The sequence below is a fragment of the Streptomyces sp. BK239 genome (genome assembly GCF_004217285.1).
Taxonomy (GTDB): Bacteria; Actinomycetota; Actinomycetes; order Streptomycetales; family Streptomycetaceae; genus Streptomyces.
The window spans coordinates 589020-610368 of the sequence record NZ_SHKS01000005.1; the positions used below are offsets into that span (position 1 = coordinate 589020).

Here is a 21349-nt window from a genome sequence, read left to right on the forward strand (position 1 = left end):
GGTGGATCGGCCAGCCCGCTGGCCCCTGGCCGTCTGGCCCCCTGGCCCTCTGACTACGGGAAGTCGCAACGTGTCGCTCACGATCGGAATCGTCGGTCTGCCGAATGTCGGCAAGTCGACCCTGTTCAACGCCCTGACCAAGAACGACGTGCTCGCGGCCAACTACCCGTTCGCCACGATCGAGCCCAACGTCGGTGTGGTCGGCGTCCCCGACCCCCGCCTGGCCAAGCTGGCGGAGATCTTCAGCTCTCAGCGGGTCCTCCCGGCGACCGTCGACTTCGTGGACATCGCCGGCATCGTGCGCGGCGCGAGCGAGGGCGAGGGCCTCGGCAACAAGTTCCTCGCCAACATCCGCGAGTCGGACGCGATCTGCCAGGTCATCCGTGCCTTCAAGGACGAGAACGTCGTCCACGTCGACGGCAAGGTCTCGCCGAAGGACGACATCGAGACGATCAACACCGAGCTGATCCTCGCCGACCTCCAGACCATCGAGAAGGTCCTGCCGCGCCTCCAGAAGGAGTCGCGCATCAAGAAGGACATCGCCCCGAAGGTGAAGGCGGTCGAGGAGGCGAAGGAGATCCTGGAGAAGGGCGACACGCTCTTCGCGCACGGCATCGTCCAGGGCACCGAGCGCAACGAGCTCCTCCACGACCTGCACCTCCTCACCACCAAGCCGTTCCTCTACGTCTTCAACGTCGACGAGGACGAACTGGTGGACGAGGACTTCAAGAACGAGCAGCGCGCCCTGGTCGCCCCGGCCGAGGCGATCTTCCTGAACGCCAAGCTGGAGGCGGACCTCGCGGAGCTCGACGAGGCCGACGCCATGGAGCTTCTGGAGTCGGTCGGCGCGGAGGAGCCGGGCCTGGCGACTCTGGCGAGGGTCGGCTTCAACACCCTCGGCCTCCAGACCTACCTCACGGCCGGCCCCAAGGAGTCCCGCGCCTGGACCATCAAGAAGGGCGCCACGGCCCCCGAGGCGGCCGGAGTCATCCACACCGACTTCCAGAAGGGCTTCATCAAGGCGGAGGTCATCTCCTTCGCCGACCTGGTGGAGACCGGTTCGGTCGCGGAGGCCCGCGCGAAGGGCAAGGCCCGCATGGAGGGCAAGGAGTACGTCATGCAGGACGGGGATGTGGTGGAGTTCCGCTTCAATGTGTAGTGGCTGACGTATCACCACGTCGCTGATCTGGCAGACATGCAGATCAGAGAGGGTCCGGCTCTTCGGGGTCGGGCCCTTGGTTTTTTCCCGTGCCGGGATTTGCGCGAGCTGGGCACAGGCCGAGCTGTGAAGGTGGTGCGGGCGTGGCGCTTTTCCTACTCGTTTGACACAATCGGGGCATGGCTGAGACGACGTACAGCATCGGGGAAGGCCCGGCGACGCGGGTGAGCCTGTCGCTGCCGGAGGGGACGGCGGAGGCGATCCGGGCGCGAGTGGGGAAGCGGGAGTTCTCCGCGTTCATCGCCGAGGCGGTCGAGCGTGAGTTGCGCGGGCAGGTCCTGGACGAGTACCTGGCGGACTACGAGAGCCGCAGGGGGCCGGTCTCCGAGCCGGCTCGTCAGCGGGCGCGGCAGGTCTTTGACGAGGTGTTCGCCGAGGAGGCCGAGTGGCCCGCCGCAGGCTGAGTCGCGAGGGGACGCTCGTCCTGGACAGCGAAGGGCTCTCGAAGCTGTTCGCCGATGACGAGCAGGTGGTGGCTCTGATCGCTGAGGCGCGCTCGCGCGGCATGGAGGTCGTGATCAGTGCGCTCACCATCATCGAGGCCGTCCATGCCCGTACGAACGAGTCCCGCCTGAACTGGGTGCTTTCCGGGCTGCGGGTCGTCCCGGTCGGTGACGAAGAGGCAAGGGCGGCCTCGAAGCTGCTGATGAATGCCGGGTTGCACGGACACAAGTACGCGATCGACGCGGCCGTCGCCGAGGCCGCGCTGCGACAGCACCGCCCCGTGGTCATGCTGACTTCCGATATTGACGACATGACCAAGCTGTGCGGCGAGCGGGTCCGGCTTGTGGCGGTTGCGGTGTGATTTCCCCTGGTCCGGCTCAGTAGGAGCGGGGTCCGTAGGGGCTCCAGTGGCCGAAAAAAGGCTTGAGGTCGTCGCCGCTGGGCTTTGGTGGCGTGTGCAGTTTCGGCGCTGAGACCGATTCGGTGAGGATTCGGAGGTGCGCGTCCGCGAACGCCAGCCACGCCTCGATCTCGGTTCGCTCCTGCCCGGGTGGCAGTGATGTGACGTGGTTGCGTACTGCTGCGATGTATTCGGTGCCGGTTTTCGGGCAGGTCGTTCCGGCGGTCGGGTGCTCTGCTCCACGGGGTGGATGCCGCGTTCGATGAGGTGCTGCCGCCCCTTCTCGGTGAGGTGGGCGCTCCAATGCCCGCGGCGTTTGGTGATTTTGATGAGCCCTCGGTTCTGCAGGGCCTGTCCGCTGGTCTTGTAGGTGCTGTCCGGCCAGACCCCGTCGGGACACCCCTGGCCCACCCAGTCGAGCACGGCCTGCTGCCGCTCATTGAGGGCCTGGTGCACGGGGTCGCGTGAACGAGCGACCGGTGTCGATGTGCCCGCGACCGCCGCGATGCTGATCGTGCCCGCCTCGCCCCCCTGTGGTCGGTGAGGCGCGGGGGCTGGGGAGCGTGACCAGGCCACCGGCGTACTGGAGCAGTCCTTCGGATCTCAGTTCGTGGGTAGACCGGGTTGTGCAGCGTTGGCGGCCCAGAGCCCTCTTGTACTTTGCAGTGAATCCCGTGTTGGGACGGTGCTGGGATGCGCCTGCATTTCCGCAGGTCACAGCCTTGTGGTGGAGTTCCGCTTCAACGTCTAGTCGATCCAGCGAAGGGCCGTCCGACCTGCGCGGAGCGGGTCGGGCGGCCTTCGCCGTCCGCACGGAGTTGAGAGGCGGGCAGCCCCCGGTGAGCGGGCTGGATCCTCACTACGTGCGAGTCCAGCCGTTGGCGAACTCGCAGCAGAGGTCCGTCCAGCGGCGCTGTTCGGCGAGCGTGTGGCTGGGGTGGCCGAGGCGTCCCACGCCCTTGACCCACTCGTCCCAGAGGCTGTCGGGCTCCGTGAAGCGGTCGGCGTGGCGGGTGCCGAGGAGGGCGTCGAGACGGAGGAGGGCGCCCAGGGCTGCGGGCTGGTCGTAGTGGAGGTCGGTGCGGGGGAGATAGCGGTCGAGGTAGGCGGAGAGGATCTCGGCGTCGGCGTGTGTGCCGAAGCGGGCCAGGGCGAAGCAGTAGGCGCCGCCGGAATAGCAGACCTCGCTGGCCAGGAGCAGGTCGCCGATGCGTGCTCGGAACCGTTCGCGGCGGTCGACGCCGATCAGCCAGCCGGCGGTGAGACGCGAGCGCCATTCGTACCCGAGGAGGGCTTCGAGTTCCTCGTCGTTGATCGCGGCGGCGTCAGCGAGCAGGTGCCGGGTGAAGCGTGTGGTGTGCCACCACCGGCGGCCCAGGAACCGACCGCCGTTCAGTACCAGATAGCGCGGGAGGCCGCCGTACATCCTCGTCACGTAGGTCTCGACCACATGGCCGTAGCCGACTTCCTCGGGGTGCTGGGACGGCATCGGTCACCTCTCCGGGTGCAGGTCGGTCCGGTCGATCCCACTGGGGGCGACGAAGGTGTCGTCGCCGACGGGGGCTTCGGAGGCTTCCAGAAGGGATCAGGTGCGTCCACTCGCCAGAACTGGGCCGCGGCCATGACTCTGATCGTGTTCGACGAATCGGTGGAGCCCACCCCCGTCGCATCGTTGACCAAGCAGCCGTGGGATGTCGTGGTCGTCGGCGGCGGGATCCGAAAGACCGAGCCTCTGCTTCCGCTCTTCGAACAGATCGTGAACCTGATCCGGCGTCATGCTCCCCAGGCCGCCATCGCGTTCAACACCAGTGGCGGGGACAGCGTCGAGGCGGCACAGCGGTGGCTCTGAACCCGGGCCGCCCCGTCGCCTCCTGAGACACAGTCGGATCGCGACGACGGTGCCGTGGAAGACGTAGGCGCGCTTGTCGAAGCCTGCGGGCCGCCCGGCCAGGGGGCGCCGTCCACCTTCCCCAGCGAGGTGAATCGTTCCTCCGCTCAGAGGGTGAAGACGATCTTTCCGAAGTGGGTGCCCGAGGACATGCGGGTGAAGCCTTCGGGGGCTTCGGTCAGGGGCAGGGTGTGGTCGATGGTGGGGCGGGCGCCGGTGGTGGTGCAGAAGTCGAGCAGGGAGGTCAGCTCGTCCCTGGTGGCCACGGTGGAGCCGATGACGGTGAGTTCCCGGCGGAAGACGCGGGTCAGTTCGGCGTGGGCGGGGCGGTCGCCGGTGGTGGCGCCGGAGATGACCAGGGTGCCGCCTCGGCGCAGGGAGCGGACCGAGTGGGACCAGGTGGCGGCGCCGACGGTCTCGAGGACGGCGTCGACGGGGTGGGGCAGGCGCGCGCCGGGTTCGACGGCGTCGGTGGCGCCCAGGGCGAGGGCGCGGGCGCGTTTGAGGGGGTCGCGGCTGGTGGCGTAGACGCGGAGGCCGGCGGCTCGGGCGAGGGTGATCGCGGCGGTGGCGACTCCGCCGCCGGCGCCCTGGACGAGGACCGAGTCGCCGGGGCGGACGCGCGCCTGGGTGAAGAGCATGCGGTAGGCGGTGAGCCAGGCGGTGGGGAGGCAGGCGGCCTCCGCGAAGGAGAGGCCCGGGGGCTTGGGGACGAGGTTCGCGGTGGGGACGGTGACCTGCTCGGCGAAGGTGCCCTGGTACTTCTCGGTGAGGATCGAGCGGGACTCGCCGGTGGCGAGCCCGTGGCCGGTGAGGCCGACCACGGGATGGACGACGACCTCGTTGCCGTCCTCGTCGACGCCGGCGGCGTCGGTGCCCAGGATCATGGGGAGCCGCTCCGCGGTGAGACCGACCCCGCGCAGCGACCACAGGTCGTGGTGGTTCAGCGAGGCGGCCCTGACGGTGACGCGGCTCCAGCCCGGGCGGGGGCGGGGGGCCGGAAGCTCCCCGAGGCGCAGGCCCCGCAAGGGCTCGGGCAGTCCGATCTCGGCGGCGTAGGCGGCGAACATGTGGAGGAGGTCACCACTCCCGCTGCGGGAAGTTCTCGCCGCCGCACCAGTGGACGACGGTGCCGCCGTAGCTCATGCCGGCGCCGAAGCCGAGCAGCAGGACCTTGTCGCCGGGGACGAGGCGGCCCGTGCGCTCGGCCTCTGCGAGGGCGATGACGACGCTGGAGCCGCTGGTGTTGCCGAACCGGTCGGCGACGATGACGGCCTTGCCGGCCGGCTGGCCGAGGCGGCGGACCAGCTCCCGTACGAGGGTGGGGTTCGCCTGGTGGGTGACGATCAGCTTCAGCTCGTCGAGGGCGACGCCCGCCGACGCGATCACCTCGTCGACGAACCCGGGGACCACCGAGAGGGCGAAGTCCTTGACGCCCTTGCCGTCCATGCGCGTCACGTTCGCCCCGCTGAAGCGGTTCAACCGGCCGTCCTCGGCGACGCGTTCGATGTACGCCGTGTAGTAGCGCTCCGGGTCCGTGCCGAGGAGCGTCCGGCCGATGCCGGGGCTGTCCGCACAGCGCTCCAGGAGGTAGCAGGCCGCGCCGTCGCCGAAGATCGCGTGCTGGGTGCGGTCGTCCGGGTCGTTGAGCTGGGCCACCGTGTCGGCGACGACGACGGCGACGCGCTCGTACTGCCCCGACTCCATGTACTTGTGGCCGACGTCCAGGGCGAAGAGGCCGCCGGCGCAGCCGCCCGCGTTCACGTCGAAGCCGGGCACGCCGTGGACCTGCGCCTTGCGCAGGACCAGTGTGGCGACCGCCGGGATCATGTGGTCGGGCGTGGAGGTGCAGCAGATCAGCAGGTCGATGCTCGCCGGGTCCACGAAGGCCCGCTTGCAGGCGTCCTCCAACGCGCCGAGCGCCAGGTCCGAGGTGAACTCGTCGGGCCCGGCGATCCGCCGGCCGGTGATGCCGAGCCGCTCGCGCATCCAGGCGTCGCTGGTGTCGAAGCGCTCGACGAGCTGCGCGTTGGTGACCTCCCGCTCCGGCAGGCAGACACCTATGGAGCGTATGCCGACGCCGGTGGGCACCGGCGTACTGTCGACGGACCCCGTCATGGTGGACTCGCTTCCCCTGTCTCGGACACTGCCCTGTCAAGAACTGCGGTGCCGCAGGCCGGACGACATCCGCACCGCGCCGTCGACGCGGATCGTCTCGCCGTTGATCATCGGGTTGTCGATGACGTGGGCGACCAGCGCGGCGAACTCGGCCGGGTCGCCCCACCGCCGCGGATGCACGAGATCGCGGTCCAGCTCCGCGCGGGCCGCCTCGGGCACCGTGGCGACCGCCGGCGTCGCGAAGAAGCCCGGCGCGACGGTGACGACGCGGATCAGCCACCCGGCCAGCTCGCGCGCGAGGGGCAGCGTCATGGAGACGACGCCGCCCTTGGACGCGGCGTAGGCCGCCTGCCCGACCTGCCCCTCGAAGGCCGCGAGGGACGCGGTGTTGACGATCACGCCGCGCTCCTCGCCGGCCGGCTCGTTCGCGGCCATGCGCGCGGCCGCCAGCCGTACGACGTTGAACGTGCCGACCAGGTTGGCCGTGACGACCTGCACGAACCGGTCCAGGGAGTGCGGGCCCGACCGGCCGAGCACCCGCGCCGCGTGCGGCACTCCGGCGCAGTTCACGACCGCGCGGAGGGAGCCGTGCCGCTCCGCCGCGTCCAGCGCCTCGGCCACGTCCGGCTCGCTCGCCACGTCGCCGCGGACGAACACCGCCTTTCCGTCGAGGGACTTCAGCGCCGCCTCGCCGCGCTCCTCGCTCCGGCCGAGGAGGACCGGGACGACATCGGAGGCCGTCAGCCTCGCGGCGACGGCGAGTCCGAGGCCGGACGTGCCGCCGGTGACCAGCGCTGCCGTGGTGGGTGACATCAGATCTCCTCGTCCGGGCCGCCGGGACACCGGGAGGCGCCGAGACGTTCCGAGATGATCGCGGCGAGCTCGCGCGGCCGGTGGGTGACGAAGTAGTGCCCGCCGCCGGGGATCTCGGCCAGCTCGACGTGGGCCGCGTACCGCTTCCAGTCCGTGTACGCGTGCGCGTAGCCGCGGGTGGCGGCGTCCTCGTCGCCGATGACGACGACGAGCGGCGCGTCGAGCAGCCGGTGGCGGTCCTCCTCGGCCTCGATCTGGAAGCGCAGGCCCTGCGTCATGTCGTGCCGGAGCACCGCCAGGACCGTCCGCAGATCCGTTTCGTCCAGGACGCCGTCGAAGCCGCCGAGCGACTTCATGTGGGCGTACAGGGAGTCCGCGGGCCAGTCCCGGGCGCGCTCCAGTTCCGGCACGGGAGCGGTGGACGGCAGCGCGGCGCCGATGAACACGGCGGCCGGCCGCCGGCCCTGCCGCTCCACGCGCTGCGCGACCGCGACGGCGAGGGCCGAGCCGGCGCAGTGGCCGTACACGGCGAAGGGGCCGTCGAGCGCGTCGAGGATCTCCGCGGCGATGAGATCGGCCGTCTCGTCCAGGCCTAGGAGGGGTTCGCCGGCGTGCGTCGGGTCGTGGCCGGGCAGCGCGGCGCTCCAGGTCGCGACCCTGGGGGCCAGCTCGGCGGCGAGGCGGTGGTAGGCCGCCGCGGTGCCGCCGCCGTAGGGGACGCAGACGAGGGTCGGGGTCCGCTCCGTCGTGGCGTCCGCGCCCTTGGTCAGGGGCCGCAGGAGGCGTCGCCCTCCGGTGTCGTGGAGCTCCTGGATCCGGCGGGCCAGCCGCTGCGGCGTCGGGTGCTGGAAGACGTCGAGGACCTCGGTGCCCCGGCCGACGGCGCGGGCCACCCTTACGGCCTTGAAGGAGTCGCCGCCCAGGTCGAAGAAGTCGTCGCGGACCGAGAGGTCCGCCACTTCCAGGACGGTCCGGAAGGCGTCCAGGACGATCCGCTCGGTGGGTGTCGCCGCCGTGTCGTCCCGGCCGCCGGTGACGACCGGGTCCGGCAGGGCGCGCCGGTCGAGCTTCCCGTTGGAGGTGAGGGGGATCCGGTCGATCGCCGTCACGGTGGCAGGCACCATGTGGGAGGGGAGCCGGCGGGCGAGGCGGCGGCGCAGGCCGGCCGTGTCGGGATCCGCCGGACCGGTGGGCACGACGTACGCGGCGAGCACGCTGTCGCCGGCCGCGTCCTTCCGGACGACGACGCGGCAGTCCGCGACCGCCGGGCAGGACCGCAGCTCGGCCTCGATCTCGCCGAGCTCGATGCGGAAGCCGCGCACCTTCACCTGGTCGTCGGCGCGGCCCTCGTACCGCAGGAGGCCCTCGGCGGTGCGGCGGGCGAGGTCGCCGGACCGGTACATGCGGGAGCCGGGCGGCCCGAACGGGTCGGCGACGAAGCGCGCGGCGGTGAGCCCCGGGAGGTTCAGGTACCCGCGGGCGAGCTGGGCGCCGGCCACGTAGACCTCGCCCGTGACCCCGGGGGGGACGGGGCGCAGCCGCTCGTCGAGGACGTACAGCGCGAGGCCCGGCAGGCTGCGTCCGATCAGGCTCCCGGCCCGGACGGCGGTGCGGGAGCGGTCGAGCGCCAGATGGCTGGCGTGGACCGTGGTCTCGGTGATCCCGTACATGTTGACCAGCACCGTCTCGTCGCCGGGATGCAGCGCGTACCACTGCGCCGGCAGCCGGAAGTCGAGCGCCTCGCCGCCGAAGACGACGTAGCGCAGAGCCAGTCGCCGGCCCAGCTGCGGATCGTCCGCGTACGCCTGGAGGAGCTGCTGGAACGCCGAGGGCGTCTGGCTCAGGACGGTGACGGCCTCGTCCACCAGGAGCCGGAGGAAGCGTTCCGGCGCGCGGCGGGTCGCCGGGGGCACCAGGACGAGCCGGCCCCCGTGCAGGAGGGGCCCCCACAGTTCCCAGACGGAGAAGTCGAACGAGAAGGAGTGGGCCATCGACCACACGTCGTCCGCGCGGAGGTCGAAGAGTTCACGGCTCGCGGAGAACAGGTCGAGCACGTTGCCGTGCGGGACGACCACCCCCTTGGGGCGCCCGGTCGAGCCCGAGGTGTGGATCACGTAGGCGGCGTCGTCCCGGCTGAGGCGACGGCCGAGCTCCTCGGGGCGCAGGTCGTCCGGGGGGAGGGCGGCCAGCGCCGCGAGGGTGTCCCCGGCGTCGGTCGCCAGGAGGGCCGGACCGGGGAGCGGTGCGGGCGGTGCGGTGTGGGCGGTGGCGCCGATCAGCAGCGAGGGCTTCGCGTCGGCGAGCAGGGACCCGACGCGCTCCGGTGGGTACTCCGGGTCGACGGGAACGTACGCGGCGCCCGCCTTGAGGACGGCCAGGAGCGCCACCACCAGGTCGACGGAGGGAGGCAGACGGACGGCGACCAGCCGGTCGGGGCCGCAGCCGTGCCGCAGGAGCAGGCGGGCCAGCCGGTTGGCGCGTGCGTTCAGCTCCCCGTACGTCAGTGCCTCGCCTTCGCACGTCACGGCGGTGGCGGCCGGGTCGAGGCGGGCCCGCTCCTCGAACGCGGCGACGAGGGTGGAGGGTCCGCCGGACGACTCCGGCCGGCGCGGGCGCACCCGTAGGAGGGCGCGCCGCTCCTCGTCGCCGAGGACGCCGATCTCACCGAGGGGACGGCCGGCCCCCGCGAGGACCTGCCGGAGGAACGCGTCGAACCGCGTCCGGTGACCGGCGAGTTCGGCGGCCTCGTAGAGGCCCGGGTTGGCGTCCAAGGTGAACGTCAGTTCTTCGGGCGTCTCGTACACGCCCAGCATGAAGTCCTCGATCGGGCCCGGCGCGAGGTTGCCCAGCCGGGCGGCGCATCCGTCGAACGACAGCCGCGTGCCGAGCGACATGACGTTGGCCGTGGGGCCGAAGACGCGGGCGGTCCCGCGCCGGGTGCGCAGGTCGCGCCGGATGTCCTCGAACCGGTGCCGGCGGTGGGCACGCGTCTCGTCGATCGTCGCGCTGACTCGGGCGAGCAGCTCCAGGAAGCTGTCCCCCGGGGAGCAGGCGACCCGCAGCGGGACGATGTTGGAGACCATGCCGGGGGTCGTCGCGGCCGCGTCCGTGTGCCGGTTGGAGACCGGGAGCCCCAGGACAGCCTCGGACGCGCCGGTGACCAGGGCGGTGTACGCGGCGAACGCGGCGACCATCGCGCGCGGCCACTTCACGCCGTGGGCGCGCGTGAAGGCGGCGAGCAGCTCCCGGAGCGCGGGGTCCGCGTACCAGGTCTCTCTGAGCGCGACGCCCGTCGGCGGCAGGGACGCGTCGGAGAACGCCGGCACGCCGTCGAGGTCGTCGAACACGCCGAGCCAGTACCGGCGGTCCTCCTGGAAGCCGGCCGAGGCACGGTAGCGCCGGTCCTCCTCGACCAGGGCGGCGAGGGGACCGAAGGGGGTGGCGGTCGGCGCCCGGCCGGCGGCCAGCGCGCCGTGGACCTCCGCGGCGCGCCGGACCAGGAGCAGCGAGCCCACACCGTCGGAGACGATGTGGTGCAGCTGCCAGAACCACAGGTGCCGCTCCGGCGAGAGGCGGAGCACCGCGGTGCGCAGCACCTCGCCCCCGGCGGGGTCGAGCGGGGAGTGGACGCGTGCGCGCATCCACTCCCGCGCCGCCCGCCACGGGTCCGCCTCGTCGGTCAGGTCGACGAGCGGCACGGGATGGTCCGGTACGGCCCCGACCCGCTGCCACGGTCCGTCCGCGTCCTCGCCGAAGGACACCGACAGCGCCTCCGCCTCGGCGAAGGTCCTGCGGACGGCCTCCCGGAGGAGCTCCGGGTCGAGCGGCCCCCGGATGTCCAGGAACTCGGCGTAGGCGTAGGCGAGTTTCGAGGCGTCCAGCCGCTGGCCGTACCAGATCCCGGCCTGGCCTTCGGTGAGCGGAAGCCGGGACGGGAAGCCGGCGGGTGAACCAGACACGTCGGAGCCCTCTCGTGTGAGGAGGGCCGGACGACCCGGCCCTCCCGTGCGGTGCTGCTGCGTGTGGGGGGTGTACGGCTACCGGGAAGTGGCACCGGTGCCGCGACAGATCTCCAGGAGCGCCATCGCGATGGCCGTTCCCTGCCGTCCGTACGCCTCGGCGTAGGGGGAGATGACGCGCATCTCGCGGGTGAGGTCGGTACGGGTGCCGCCGGCGGCCTGGCGGAGGCGCTGGATCTCGCGGGAGAGCTCGCGGCGGCGTTCCACCATGGCTCGGATCTCCGCGTCCACGACGTCGAGGTCGGCGCGGAGGGCGGACACGTCCGCGAGTGCGGTCGACCGGGTCTGCGGCATGGTCAGTTGCCCCAGGTGTGGCCGAGGGGGCCGAGCAGGTTCACGACCGTCTCGGTCAGCTCCGCCGTGGCCGAGATCGTCCCGCCGGCGGAGGACTCCTCCGCGGCCGTGGCCGACGGGGCCGCCGCGAGGGCCGCGAGAGCGACTAAGGCCACGGTGGCGGCTCTGCGGGTGGCCGGCTTGGCGGTGCTGCGGGTGATGATGCGCATGGGTGTCGTCTCCAACATTCACGTCGGTGGGGTGGTCGTTCTCGGTGATGCGATCCTCACACTCACCGCGAGTCCCGTCAGCACTACGCAATGTCAGGGTCCTGTGATGGCAACTCCCTGTCAGGCAACCTGTTTTGGGCGCCCGCGCCGAGCTCTTCCAGGGCGCTGACGAGTGGCCGGGCCGGCGCCCAGCCGAGCTGCGCGCCGACCGCCGTGGGCAGCGCCCGCGTCACCAGACGGGCGGCCGCCCGCTCCGTCTCCCCGCTGTCGGCATGGCCGAGGAACAGCGTCAGGTGCGTCCCGCCGTCGGGTGCGCGCAGCACGTGGACGTGCTCCAGATGGTCCTCGGGTCGTGCCACACGGCGGATCCGGTCGATGAGCGGGGGCTCGCCGGGCAGCGCTCCGGCGGGCACGGTCGTCGTCACCAGGTACATGAGTTGCGCCTCCGCGAATATTCCGTGAACCGACTCCTGTACCCCTGCGTAAGGTTGCCCTGACTCGGAGTGGGCTGGGATGATCGGAGGGACTGTGGTCTGCTTCGTGCAGTCGGCGGGGGAACTTCGGGGGGAGTCGAGTGACGGGACAATTGGGTCTTGATGCGGACGCCGAGGCGGTGTACCGCATCCTTCTGAAGCGGCCCAGGGCGGGCGTGGCGGAGATCGCCGCGGGGCTCGACTGGCCCGTGGAGCGCGCCGAGCGCACCTTGGACAGGCTGGCCGAGCTCACCCTCGTACGGAACTCCTCCGAGGAACTGGGCAAGGTCCGCCTGGTCAACCCGGAGTTCGGGCTCGCCGGCCTCCTGCAGCGCCAGGAGCGGGAGCTGGCCCAGCATCAGCAGGCCGTCGCCGCGACCCGTCTGGCCATCACTCAGATGCTCACCGAGTACGGCGACGACACCGAGGCGCAGACCGACGAGGTCCGCCGCTACACCGGTCTGGACGCCATCAACTCCCAGATCGAGCGGCTGTCGCTGGGCGCCGAGAGCAGTGTCGAGGTCTTCGCGCCCGGCGGCGCCCAGACGGAGGCCGCCCTGGAGGCCGCCCGGCCCCTCGACAAGGCCACCGTCGAGCGCGGCGTCCGGGTCCGCTACATCTACCTGGACTCGGTGCGCAACGACCCCGCCACGCTGAACTACGCGCGCTGGCTGAACGACATCGGCGGCGAGGTGCGCGTGCTGCCCCAGCTGCCGCCCCGCATGATCATCTTCGACCGCCGGGTCGCCATCGTGCCCATCGACCCCGAGGCCGCCGCCCGCGGCGTGCTGATCCTGCGGGGCGCCGGCGTGGTCACCGCCCTGGTCTCGCTCTTCCAGGAGACCTGGACGCGCGCCCAGCCGCTCTGCGGGAACCGGACGACCACGGCGGACCCGGACGGGCTGACCCGGCAGGAACAGGCCGTCCTCGACCTGCTCTTCGAGGGTCACACCGACGACGTCGTCGCCCGCAAGCTCGGCGTGTCCGTGCGCACCGGCCGCCGTATCACCGCCGATCTGATGGCCCGTCTGGGGGCGCGCAGCCGCTATCAGGCGGGAGCGCTGGCCATGGAGCGCGGCTGGCTCGGCAGGAGCGCCCGCACCGGCGAGAGCCGTGTCGGGGACGACGGCGGGGCGCCCGCCGCGACGGCCGCGGACGCGCCCGCCGGCGGCTGAGACCGCCCCGCGCGCGGCGCCGTTCGACGACCTCATCGCGCGTGCACGGGCGACGGGAGCGGAGCGTCGACCGCGTCGGGCGCACAGGACGGACGGGGGGTGTCGGCCGCGTCGGGCACCGAGGGCGGACGGGGCGTGTTGACCGCGTCGGGCACCGGCATGCCGGTGAGCGCGAGCAGCACCGACTCGGCCGCCTGGGTGCCGGCCCGCTCCTGTGCCTCGGGCGTGCTCGCGCCCAGGTGCGGGGTGGCGATCACGTTGTCCAGCTCGAACAGCGGGGAGTCCGTGCAGGGTTCCTGCGCGTACACGTCCAGGGCGGCGCCGGCGATCCGGCCCTCCTTGAGCGCCGCGTACAGCTCCTGCTCGTCGACGATGCCGCCGCGCGCCGCGTTCACGATCCGCAGGTCGGGGCGGACGCGCTGGAGGGCGTCGAAGCCGATCAGCCCGGCCGTCGTCTCGGTCAGCGGCAGGTGGACCGTGAGGAACTGGGCCCGGGCGAGGAGCTCGTCGAGGCCGGTCAGCCGCACGCCGAGGGCCCGGGCGTGCTCCTCGTCCGCGTACGGGTCGTACGCGATCACCTCCATGTCGAACGCGGCGAACCGGCGTGCCACCAGCGAGCCGATCCGGCCGAGGCCGAGGACGCCGAGCGTCTTGCCCGCGAGCTCCACGCCCGTGAACGAACTCCGCGCCCAGCGGCCGTCCTTGAGCGCGGCGGACGCCTGCGGGACGTGCCGGGCGAGGGCCAGGAGCAGGGCGACGGCGTGTTCGGCGGCGCTGACGACGTTGGACGCGGGGGCGTTGGCGACGAGTACGCCGGCGGCGGTGGCCGCGGTGACGTCCACGTTGTCGAGGCCGACCCCGGCCCGGGCCACGACCTTGAGCCGCGGCGCCGCGGCGAGGGCCTCGGCGTCGATGCGGGTGGCGGAGCGCACCAGCACCGCGTGGGCCCCGGCGAGCGCGGCGAGCAGCGCCGGCCGGTCGGTGCCGTCGACGTGCCGCACCTCGACGGAGCCGTCCCGGGTGAGGACCTGCGCGGCCTGCGGGCTGAGCGCGTCGGCGATGAGGACGACGTACTGACTCATGGGGCGACCGGCCTTTCCGATGGGTGAAGAGTGAGGACCCGGGGCGTCGCGGGACCGTGTGCCGCCGCGACGGCCGCGGCGAGCAGCGCGGACCCGTCGTGCGCGGTCGGGCGCACCGGGGCGCCCACGGAGGCGAGCGCGGCCAGATGGCCGGCGCCGGCGTCCAGGTCGTACAGGTGCAGGGGGAACCGGGGCTGTTCCGGGCCCGACCAGGACAGCAGCAGGGGCCAGGCGTCGGGCCCGGTGACGTGCAGCAGCTCGGGGGGCACGGAGAGCCCGTCGCCGGTCGCCTTGAGCAGGGCCTCCTTGCGCGTCCAGTAGCGCACGAAGCCGGCGGGGCGGCGGGGTTCGGGGAGCGCCGCGAGGACCGCGCGCTCCGGCCCGCGAAGCACCCGCTCCGCGGTCTCCGGGGCGTACGGGGCGATCCGCTCCACGTCCACGCCGACCTCGGTGCCGAGCGTCACGGCGACCACCACCTGGTCGCCGGAGTGCGACCAGGACAGCCCGAGGGGCCCCGGTGGGCGGGGTTTTCCGTGCGGGCCGCCGCACCGCTTGCAGGTGGCGGTCAGCGTCAACTCCCCGGCGGGAACGCCGAGATGGGCGGCGGCCACGGTGCGGGCGAGTGCGTGCGCGGTGACGTGGAGCGCCCGCGCGGCCGGCTGCCGCAGCCGGCGGGCGCGGGCGCGTCCGTCCTCGTCGAGGAGGCCGCGCAGCGCCGGGTGGGCGTCGCGGGACGACGCCCACCACAGCTGGCAGACACCGGGCCGGAGCGCCGGCACCGGTGCCGCGGCCCCGGCCGTCACAGCCCGCCGTCCACGGGCAGCACCGCGCCGGTGACGTACGAGGCGCGGCCCGAGGCCAGGAAGGCCACGGCCTCGGCGACCTCCGCCGCGAGCCCGGTCCTGCCCAGCGCGGTGCGCTCGGCGACCTGCGCCCTGACCTGGTCGTCGAGCACGGCCGACATGTCGGTGTCGATCAGGCCCGGGGCCACCGCGTTGACGCGGATGCCGCGCCGGCCGACCTCCTTCGCGAGGGAGCGCGAGAAGGCGATGATCCCGGCCTTGGACGCCGCGTAGTTGGTCTGCCCCGCATTGCCGTACAGACCGGAGACGGAGGCGACGGTCACGATGTTGCCGGCCCGCCGCTTCATCATCGGGAAGACCACCGCCCGGCAGACGTGGTAGACGCCGTCCAGGTTGGTGTCCACGACCTCGTGCCAGTCGCTGTCGCCCATCATCAGCAGGGGCTTGTCCCGGGTGATGCCGGCCGAGGTGACGGCGACCCCCACCGGTCCGAAGTCCCGTTCCGTGGCCTCCACCCAGTCCCGCACGGACTGCGCGTCGGCGACGTCGACCCGCCGCGCCAGCGCCCGGGCGCCGAGGCCGCTCAGCTCCTTCTCCACGTTCGCGGCGGCCTGTTCGTCGCCGCGGAAGCAGAAGGAGACGTCGTACCCGTCCCGCGCCAGCCGCAGGGCGACGGCCCGGCCGATGCCGCGCGACCCGCCGCTGATCAGGGCGACCGGCCGGTCGCCCGCCGTCCCCCCGCCGCTCACGCGTCCGCCCCGTCCGTCAGCAGCCGCAGCACCGCGCACCCCACGGGACCGTCCGGGTCCGTGGTGGTGACCAGGGCGACGCGGCCCGGCTCGCCAGGCTCCGACAACAGCGCCGCGAGCTGGTACGCCCCGGTGGCGGCGGCCGTCTCGCCGAGCAGCGCGACGGACGCCGCGCGGCCGCGGACCCGTGCCGGGAACAGCTCCTCGTGCACCCGCAGCTCCTGCTCGCCCGCCGCGCCGGGGGCCTGCGAGGGCACCGCCGCCCAGACCGCTCCGGCCGCGACGCCCGCCTCGGCGAGCGCGGCGCGCACCGCCGCCGTGAGCGCCCCGGCGAAGTCGCCGTCCGCCGCCACCCGGTGGTGGACCGCGAGCACCTCGGCCAGCGGCTCGCCGGTCGCGGCGTCACCGGACTCCAGGAGCACCATGACGCAGCCCTCGCCCAGCACCACGTCGGCGCCGTGCGCGGCGTGCGTGAGGTGGGCGCGGGTCGCCGAGTACTCCTCGGCCGAACCGGCCAGCACCCGCTCCGCTCGCCCGTCGGCGAGGAGCCGGCGCGCCTGGTCCAGGGCGACGAGACCGGAGAGCCGGCCGGCCGCCACGGTGGTGTTGGGGCCCTTGAGGCGGTGGCGGATCGCGCCGGCCGAAGCGGCCCTGTTCATCGCCATGTTGGGGATCTTCGACGGTGACACGTCGATGGGGCTGGCCCCTTCGAGGGAGGACTTGGTGAACTCCATGAACCCCTGGACGCTTCCGGAGCCGATGCCGAGCACCAGACCGGTGCCGAGCTCGGCGTGCTCGCCGTCCGGGCCGGCGCCGGCCAGCAGCTCCCGGACGGTCACCGCGGTGAGGCCCGTCAGCCGGTCCATGCCCCGGGTGCCGGCCTTCCCCAGCGCGTCGCGGACCTCGAAGCCGGGCACGACGCGGGCGGTCGCCTCCGGGTCCGCGGTCCACTCCTCGGGTCCGGCGGACGCGGGCGCCTCGGTGCGGGCGCGCAGCCCCGCCGCGAGCGGGTCGCGGCCCGTGCCGTACGGCGACACGGCCGACCATGCGGTGATGACCGCGGTACTCATCGGACGTACTCCCCTCGGGGGCTCTCGTGGCGGCCGAGCAGGACGACGGCGTTGTTGCCGCCGAAGGCGAGGCCGTTGTTCTGCACGATCCGCACGTCGGCGTCGACGGACGTGTTCGGCACCACGTCGACGGGGCAGTCCGGGTCGGTGGTGCGGTGGTTGGCCGTCGGCGGGACGAAGCCGTACCGGACGGCGAGCGCGGACGCGATGGCGCCCAGGGCGCTGGCGGCCCCCATGGTGTGCCCGATCATCGCCTTGACCCCGACGGTGCGCGGCGGCCGGTCCCCGTAGACCTGGCGGATGGCCGCGACCTCGGTGGTGTCGTTGGTCGGCGTCCCGGTGCCGTGCGCGGAGATCAGGTCGACCTCCTCCGGCTTGACGGAGGCGTTCTCCAGGGCGAGGCGGATGCAGCGGGCGACGCTGTCCTCTTCGGGCGCGGTGGGGTGCGAGGCGTCGCAGTTGACGCCGTAGCCGAGCACCTCGGCGTAGATCTCCGCGCCGCGGGCGAGCGCGGACTCCTCGCTTTCCAGCAGCAGCAGGCCCGCGCCCTCGCCGGTGAGCAGGCCCGCCCGCCCGGTGTCGAACGGACGGCACTCGTCGGGCGCGATGAGGCCGAGCCGGGCGAAGCCCGCGAAGGTCTTCCGGTTCAACGCGTCCGCCCCGCCGACCAGGGCCCATTCGGAGCGGCCGCTGCGGATGGCGTCGAACCCGGCGCCGATCGCGTAGTTGCCGGCGGCGCAGGCGGTGGCGACCGTCGAGGTCTCCACGTCGGACAGACCCAGTTCACGGACGACGCCGAGGGCGAGGCCGCCGGTGGCGGTCCGGCCCAGGCTCGCGCCGGTGAAGGCGGCGAGCCCGAGGGTGAGCGCGGACTCGGTCAGCAGGTCGAGCTCGCCGACCTCGCCGTCGGTGGTGCCGACGACGACGGTGCCGCGCCGCTCGTGCAGCCAGGCCTCGTCGAGGCCCGCGTCGTCGAGCGCCATCCGGGCGGCGGCGGCCGCGAACCGCGTCGCCCGGCCGGTCGCTTCGGGCCGCACCCGGCGGAGCACGGCGGCGGCGTCGAAGCCGCGCACCTGGTGGCCGCGGCCGCTGGGGAAGCCGGTGGTGTCGAAGACGCTGATGTCCCCGGTGCCGACCCGGCCGGCCCGCAGGCCCTCGGTGAACTCGGCGATCCCGTTGCCGATGCTGGACAGCGCGCCGCAGCCGGTGAGGACGACGCGGCGCGGCCCCGCGTCGGGGCCGTCCGTTCTCCGGGCGGCGCTCACGGCCGGCGCCTTTCCGCGCCGGCGAGGACGGCGAGGACGGCGTCCAGGTTGACCAGCTTGACCAGGTCGTCCTGCGGGATGACGACGCCGAGCTCCTTCTCGATGCGGGAGAGGATCTCGATGGCGCCCAGCGAGTCCGCGCCGTGGTCCTCGATGAACAGACTGGTGCTCGTCAGCTCGTCGTCCTCGAGCTCCAGGGTGTCGACGATGATGGCCCGGACGGCCGTGACGTCCACGGAAGTGTTCACAGTCATGGCAGCTGCCTCTCGGATCTGTGTGCCTGCTTGTCAGGCGGCGGAGCGGGTCAGGGACTTCGGACGCATGTCGGTCCAGGTGCGCTCGATGTGCTCGAGCGCGGCCTCGCGGGGACCGGCGGGCAGGACGGTCGTCCAGCCGGCCGGGACGGCCGCGAACTCGGGCCAGAGGCAGTGCTGCCCCTCGTCGTTGACCAGCACCAGGAAGGTGCCGTTGTCGTCGTCGAACGGGTTGTTCTTCATGGTTTCCCTTCCTCGGGGAGTACGTCCGGATTTCGCGTTCGGAGTCGTCCGGGAAGCTTCCGGAGTTTCTTCGTGAATTCTCTCGGTGAGGCGCGGGGGTATTCGCCGGATTTCGCGTGAGCGGGGATCCGCGCGAATTCCCCCGCGCGTTCACCGCAGTCGTTCGAGGTGGGCGGCGATGATCCGGCCGATCGCCCGCTGCGGTTCAGGCCGCATCATTCCGTCGTGGTCCGAGTCGATGCCGTGGTGGGTGACGCTGCCGCCGATGTACGGCTCCCACGCCGCGACCGTCGGGGAGTCCTCGTCGGCGCCCCGCTCGGCCGAGAGGAAGAGCACGTCCCCGCCGAAGCGGTCCGGGACGAACTCGGCGCTCAGGACCGCGTGGTTGCGCACGATCCGCAGCAGCCGGGCCAACTGCTCCTCGTCCAGGCCGGCCAGCGGGTTGGCGTCCCGCCGGAACAGCTCCAGGACCTCGGAGAGCGTGGGCTCGCCGCCGGCGAACGCCGCCGCGTCGTAGCCGCAGTACTCCAGGATCTTGGCGATCAGGGCCCGGTCGTCCGGGATGCCGTCGGGCTCGGGGACCGGATAGCTGTCCAGGTTCGCGAGGAGCGCGACGCGGTGCCCGAGCGCTTCCAGGCGGGTGGCCGCCGCGTGGGCGAGGAGTCCGCCGAAGGACCAGCCGAGAATATGGTAAGGCCCCTCCGGCTGAATTTCCAGAATCCTGCGGACGTATTCCCCGGCCATTTCCTGCACCGACCCCGGAAGTGGAGCTTCCGCGATGATTCCGGGCGCCTGGAAACCGTAGACGGGGAATTCCTCGGCCAGGTGCTCGGCCAGTCCGAGGTAGGGCCAGCTGAGCCCCACGCCGCCGTGCAGGAAGAACAGCGGCTCACGGGCGCCGTCGGGCCGGATGGGCAGCAGGGTCTCGAACGCCTCGGTGAGCAGCGCGGGCCGCCGCCCGCCAGCCCGGCCGGTCCCGGAGGGGCGGGTCGCGGCGAGTTCGCCGGCCCTGCGGGACAGGGTGCGCAGCGCGCGGAACCAGCCCTCGGCCAGCGCCCCGGCGTCGTCCGGTTCCAGCAGCCGTCCCGCCCACGTCCAGTTGGCGATCAGGACGGGCCCGTCGGGGCCGTCCTCGACCAGCGCGTCCACCTCGACGGTGTGGCCCAGCGGCATGCCGCCGGCCGTCGCCGCGAACGCCTCCCGGGCCTCGGGAGCGGCCGCCCAGCCGCCGTCGTACGACTCCACCGCGGCGAAGCGGCCGAGGTAGTTGAAGCCGAGCTGCGGGTTGACCGCGGGCAGCGGGGCGGTTCCGTCGCCGAGGTGACGCAGGATGCCGTGGCCGAGCCCGTGGTCGGGGAGCGCGGCGAGCTGCTCGCGCATCTCCTTCACCGCCTGCTCGGCGCCGAGCGCCGCGGCCCTCAGCAGCACCGGGTGGGTGCCGGTGAACCAGCCGACGGTACGGGAGAGGTCGACGCCCTCGCGCAACTGCTCGCGCCCGTGGGTCTCGACCTCGACGAGCAGGCTCCGGCCGCGCCAGTCGGCGACCGCGAGGCCGAGGCCGGCGAGCAGCACGTCGTTGATCTCCGCCTGGAAGGCGGCGGGGCCGTGCTCCAGGAGCGGGCCGGTGTGCTCGGGCGGCAGGGCCAGGCGCAGCGTCCGGGCCGTCGCGTACGTGTCCTGGGCCGGGTCCAGCGCCCGCGCGCCGACCGGCTGCTCCTCGTGCGACAGCAGCTTCGTCCAGTACGGCGCTTCCCCGGTGCGCGACGCGGCCTGCTCCCGGAGGAGGCCGGACCAGTGGCGCAGCGAGGTGCCGACCGGGTCGAGGGCCGCGTCGCGCCGCTCGTAAGCGGTGAGCAGGTCGGGCAGCAGCACGCGCCAGGAGACGCCGTCCACGACGAGGTGGTGCAGCATCAGGACCAGCCGGCCGGGGCGGCCGGTTCCGCGGTCGATCCACACGGCCTGGAGCGTGACCCCCTCGCGCGGGGCGAGTCGGTCGCGCGCCGCCTCCGACTGGGCCGCCACCGCCCGCCGCAGCAGCGCCTCGTCCTCGTACGCCCGGTGGCCCGCGTCGATGCGGGTCACCAGCGGCGCGACCCGCACGGTCCCCGGCTCGCCGATCACGAGCCGCCAGTCGCCGGGACCCCGGCCCGTCAGGCGCAGCCGCAGGGCGTCGTGGTGGTCGACGACCCGCTGGAGCGCCCCGGTGAGCCGCTCCAGGTCCAGATCGGCGGGAGTGGTCAGGACGACGGACTGGTTGAACCCGTCGATCGGGCCGCCCTCTTCGAGGAGCCGCAGCATGACCGGGAGGGGCGCCAGCTCGCCCACGCCGTCGTCGGCGCCGACGATCTCGGCCGGCTCGGCGTCGCCGACGGCGGCGGCCAGCGCGGCCACCGTCTTGTGGGTGAACACGTCGGCCGCGGTGACCCGCAGCCCGGCCCGCCGGGCGCCGGCGACCACCTCGATGGAGCGGATGCTGTCGCCGCCCAGGTCGAAGAAGCTGTCGTCGATGCCGACGGCGGGCAGCCCGAGCACGGCCGCGAAGACCTCGCAGAGGGCGCGCTCGGTGTCCGTGCGGGGTTCCCGCGCGGGACCCTGCACATGGGCCGAGGGGTCGGGTGCGGGAAGGGCATTGCGGTCGATCTTGCCGTTGGGGGTGAGGGGGAGCGCGTCCAGCGTGACGAAGGCACTGGGCACCATGTAGTCCGGAAGGACACTCGCGAGCGTCGTCCTGGGGTCTTCTGTGGTGCCGATGAGGTAGGCGGTGAGGCGTCCGTGGTGGACGGCTGTGGCGGCGTCGGTGATGCCGGGGAGGTCGCGGAGTGCGGTTTCGA

At 73.1% G+C, this 21349-nt stretch carries 20 protein-coding genes and 1 pseudogene; 5 read left to right on the top strand and 16 right to left on the bottom strand.

All coding sequences use genetic code 11. The features are described 5' to 3' along the window. Positions 1-70 precede the first annotated feature (70 nt). From ychF to EV567_RS19120, 3 genes are all read left to right on the top strand, one after another. Positions 71-1159: a redox-regulated ATPase YchF gene (ychF, locus tag EV567_RS19110; RefSeq protein WP_130441592.1), complete on the top strand. Its 1089-nt coding sequence runs from the start codon at positions 71-73 to the stop codon at positions 1157-1159. 179 nt (positions 1160-1338) lie between these two features. Then, a complete protein-coding gene (locus EV567_RS19115) occupies positions 1339-1623 on the top strand; it encodes a hypothetical protein (RefSeq protein WP_130441594.1) in 285 nt (94 codons plus the stop codon). Beyond that, the gene (locus tag EV567_RS19120) at positions 1605-2024 is read left to right on the top strand and encodes a PIN domain-containing protein (protein ID WP_130441596.1); all 420 of its coding nucleotides are present in this window, start codon (positions 1605-1607) and stop codon (positions 2022-2024) included. The genes EV567_RS19115 and EV567_RS19120 overlap by 19 nt, the downstream gene beginning before the upstream one ends. 898 nt (positions 2025-2922) lie before the next feature. Here the strand turns inward: EV567_RS19120 and EV567_RS19130 are convergent. Beyond that, the gene (locus EV567_RS19130; RefSeq protein ID WP_130441598.1) at positions 2923-3552 is read right to left on the bottom strand and encodes a DUF6000 family protein; all 630 of its coding nucleotides are present in this window, start codon (positions 3550-3552) and stop codon (positions 2923-2925) included. A 15-nt stretch (positions 3553-3567) separates the two neighbouring features. Here EV567_RS19130 and EV567_RS19140 point away from each other — a divergent pair, with 15 nt between their 5' ends. Next, entirely contained in the window at positions 3568-3912 is a 345-nt protein-coding gene (locus EV567_RS19140) for a hypothetical protein (protein WP_242620893.1), read from the top strand. Between the two features lie 146 nt (positions 3913-4058). Here the strand turns inward: EV567_RS19140 and EV567_RS19145 are convergent, their stop codons facing one another. From EV567_RS19145 to EV567_RS19175, 7 genes are all read right to left on the bottom strand, one after another. Further along, the gene (locus EV567_RS19145; protein ID WP_130441600.1) at positions 4059-5021 is read right to left on the bottom strand and encodes a zinc-binding dehydrogenase; all 963 of its coding nucleotides are present in this window, start codon (positions 5019-5021) and stop codon (positions 4059-4061) included. Between the two features lie 10 nt (positions 5022-5031). Then, the gene (locus tag EV567_RS19150) at positions 5032-6069 is read right to left on the bottom strand and encodes a 3-oxoacyl-ACP synthase III family protein (RefSeq protein WP_130441602.1); all 1038 of its coding nucleotides are present in this window, start codon (positions 6067-6069) and stop codon (positions 5032-5034) included. Between the two features lie 36 nt (positions 6070-6105). Beyond that, the gene (locus EV567_RS19155; protein ID WP_130441604.1) at positions 6106-6882 is read right to left on the bottom strand and encodes an SDR family NAD(P)-dependent oxidoreductase; all 777 of its coding nucleotides are present in this window, start codon (positions 6880-6882) and stop codon (positions 6106-6108) included. Further along, the gene (locus EV567_RS19160) at positions 6882-10841 is read right to left on the bottom strand and encodes a non-ribosomal peptide synthetase (RefSeq protein ID WP_130441606.1); all 3960 of its coding nucleotides are present in this window, start codon (positions 10839-10841) and stop codon (positions 6882-6884) included. The genes EV567_RS19155 and EV567_RS19160 overlap by 1 nt, the downstream gene beginning before the upstream one ends. Before the next feature lie 78 nt (positions 10842-10919). Then, on the bottom strand, positions 10920-11195 hold the full coding sequence (locus EV567_RS19165; RefSeq protein WP_130441608.1) for a chorismate mutase: 276 nt from the start codon (positions 11193-11195) through the stop codon (positions 10920-10922). 2 nt (positions 11196-11197) lie between these two features. After that, positions 11198-11404 (bottom strand): hypothetical protein, encoded by a 207-nt coding sequence (locus tag EV567_RS19170; RefSeq protein WP_130441610.1) that lies wholly within the window; start codon positions 11402-11404, stop codon positions 11198-11200. A gap of 83 nt (positions 11405-11487) precedes the next feature. After that, complete coding sequence (locus tag EV567_RS19175) at positions 11488-11838, bottom strand: hypothetical protein (protein ID WP_130441612.1); 351 nt, start codon at positions 11836-11838, stop codon at positions 11488-11490. A gap of 140 nt (positions 11839-11978) precedes the next feature. On the opposite strand from EV567_RS19175, the gene EV567_RS19180 reads away from it, so the two are divergent. After that, entirely contained in the window at positions 11979-13052 is a 1074-nt protein-coding gene (locus EV567_RS19180) for a LuxR family transcriptional regulator (protein WP_130441614.1), read from the top strand. A 137-nt stretch (positions 13053-13189) separates the two neighbouring features. Here EV567_RS19180 and EV567_RS19185 read toward each other — a convergent pair. From EV567_RS19185 to EV567_RS19220, 8 genes and pseudogenes are all read right to left on the bottom strand, one after another. Next, positions 13190-14134, bottom strand: a pseudogene (locus tag EV567_RS19185) (hydroxyacid dehydrogenase); the annotation flags it as partial. After that, positions 14131-14937, bottom strand: a complete 807-nt coding sequence (locus EV567_RS19190) for a 4'-phosphopantetheinyl transferase superfamily protein (protein WP_207228805.1) — start codon at positions 14935-14937, stop codon at positions 14131-14133. The gene EV567_RS19190 and the pseudogene EV567_RS19185, both read right to left, overlap by 4 nt. Then, positions 14934-15686, bottom strand: a complete 753-nt coding sequence (fabG, locus tag EV567_RS19195; RefSeq protein WP_130441618.1) for a 3-oxoacyl-[acyl-carrier-protein] reductase — start codon at positions 15684-15686, stop codon at positions 14934-14936. The genes EV567_RS19190 and fabG overlap by 4 nt, the downstream gene beginning before the upstream one ends. Continuing rightward, positions 15683-16756, bottom strand: a complete 1074-nt coding sequence (locus EV567_RS19200; protein ID WP_130441620.1) for a beta-ketoacyl synthase N-terminal-like domain-containing protein — start codon at positions 16754-16756, stop codon at positions 15683-15685. Before EV567_RS19200 ends, fabG begins: the two co-directional genes overlap by 4 nt. Next, the gene (locus tag EV567_RS19205) at positions 16753-18021 is read right to left on the bottom strand and encodes a beta-ketoacyl synthase (protein WP_130441622.1); all 1269 of its coding nucleotides are present in this window, start codon (positions 18019-18021) and stop codon (positions 16753-16755) included. Before EV567_RS19205 ends, EV567_RS19200 begins: the two co-directional genes overlap by 4 nt. Further along, positions 18018-18275 (bottom strand): acyl carrier protein, encoded by a 258-nt coding sequence (locus EV567_RS19210; RefSeq protein ID WP_130441624.1) that lies wholly within the window; start codon positions 18273-18275, stop codon positions 18018-18020. The genes EV567_RS19205 and EV567_RS19210 overlap by 4 nt, the downstream gene beginning before the upstream one ends. Before the next feature lie 33 nt (positions 18276-18308). Then, positions 18309-18518 (bottom strand): MbtH family protein, encoded by a 210-nt coding sequence (locus EV567_RS19215; protein WP_130441626.1) that lies wholly within the window; start codon positions 18516-18518, stop codon positions 18309-18311. 150 nt (positions 18519-18668) lie between these two features. After that, positions 18669-21349: alpha/beta fold hydrolase (locus tag EV567_RS19220; protein WP_130441628.1), on the bottom strand; the 2681-nt coding region annotated here is incomplete at its 5' end.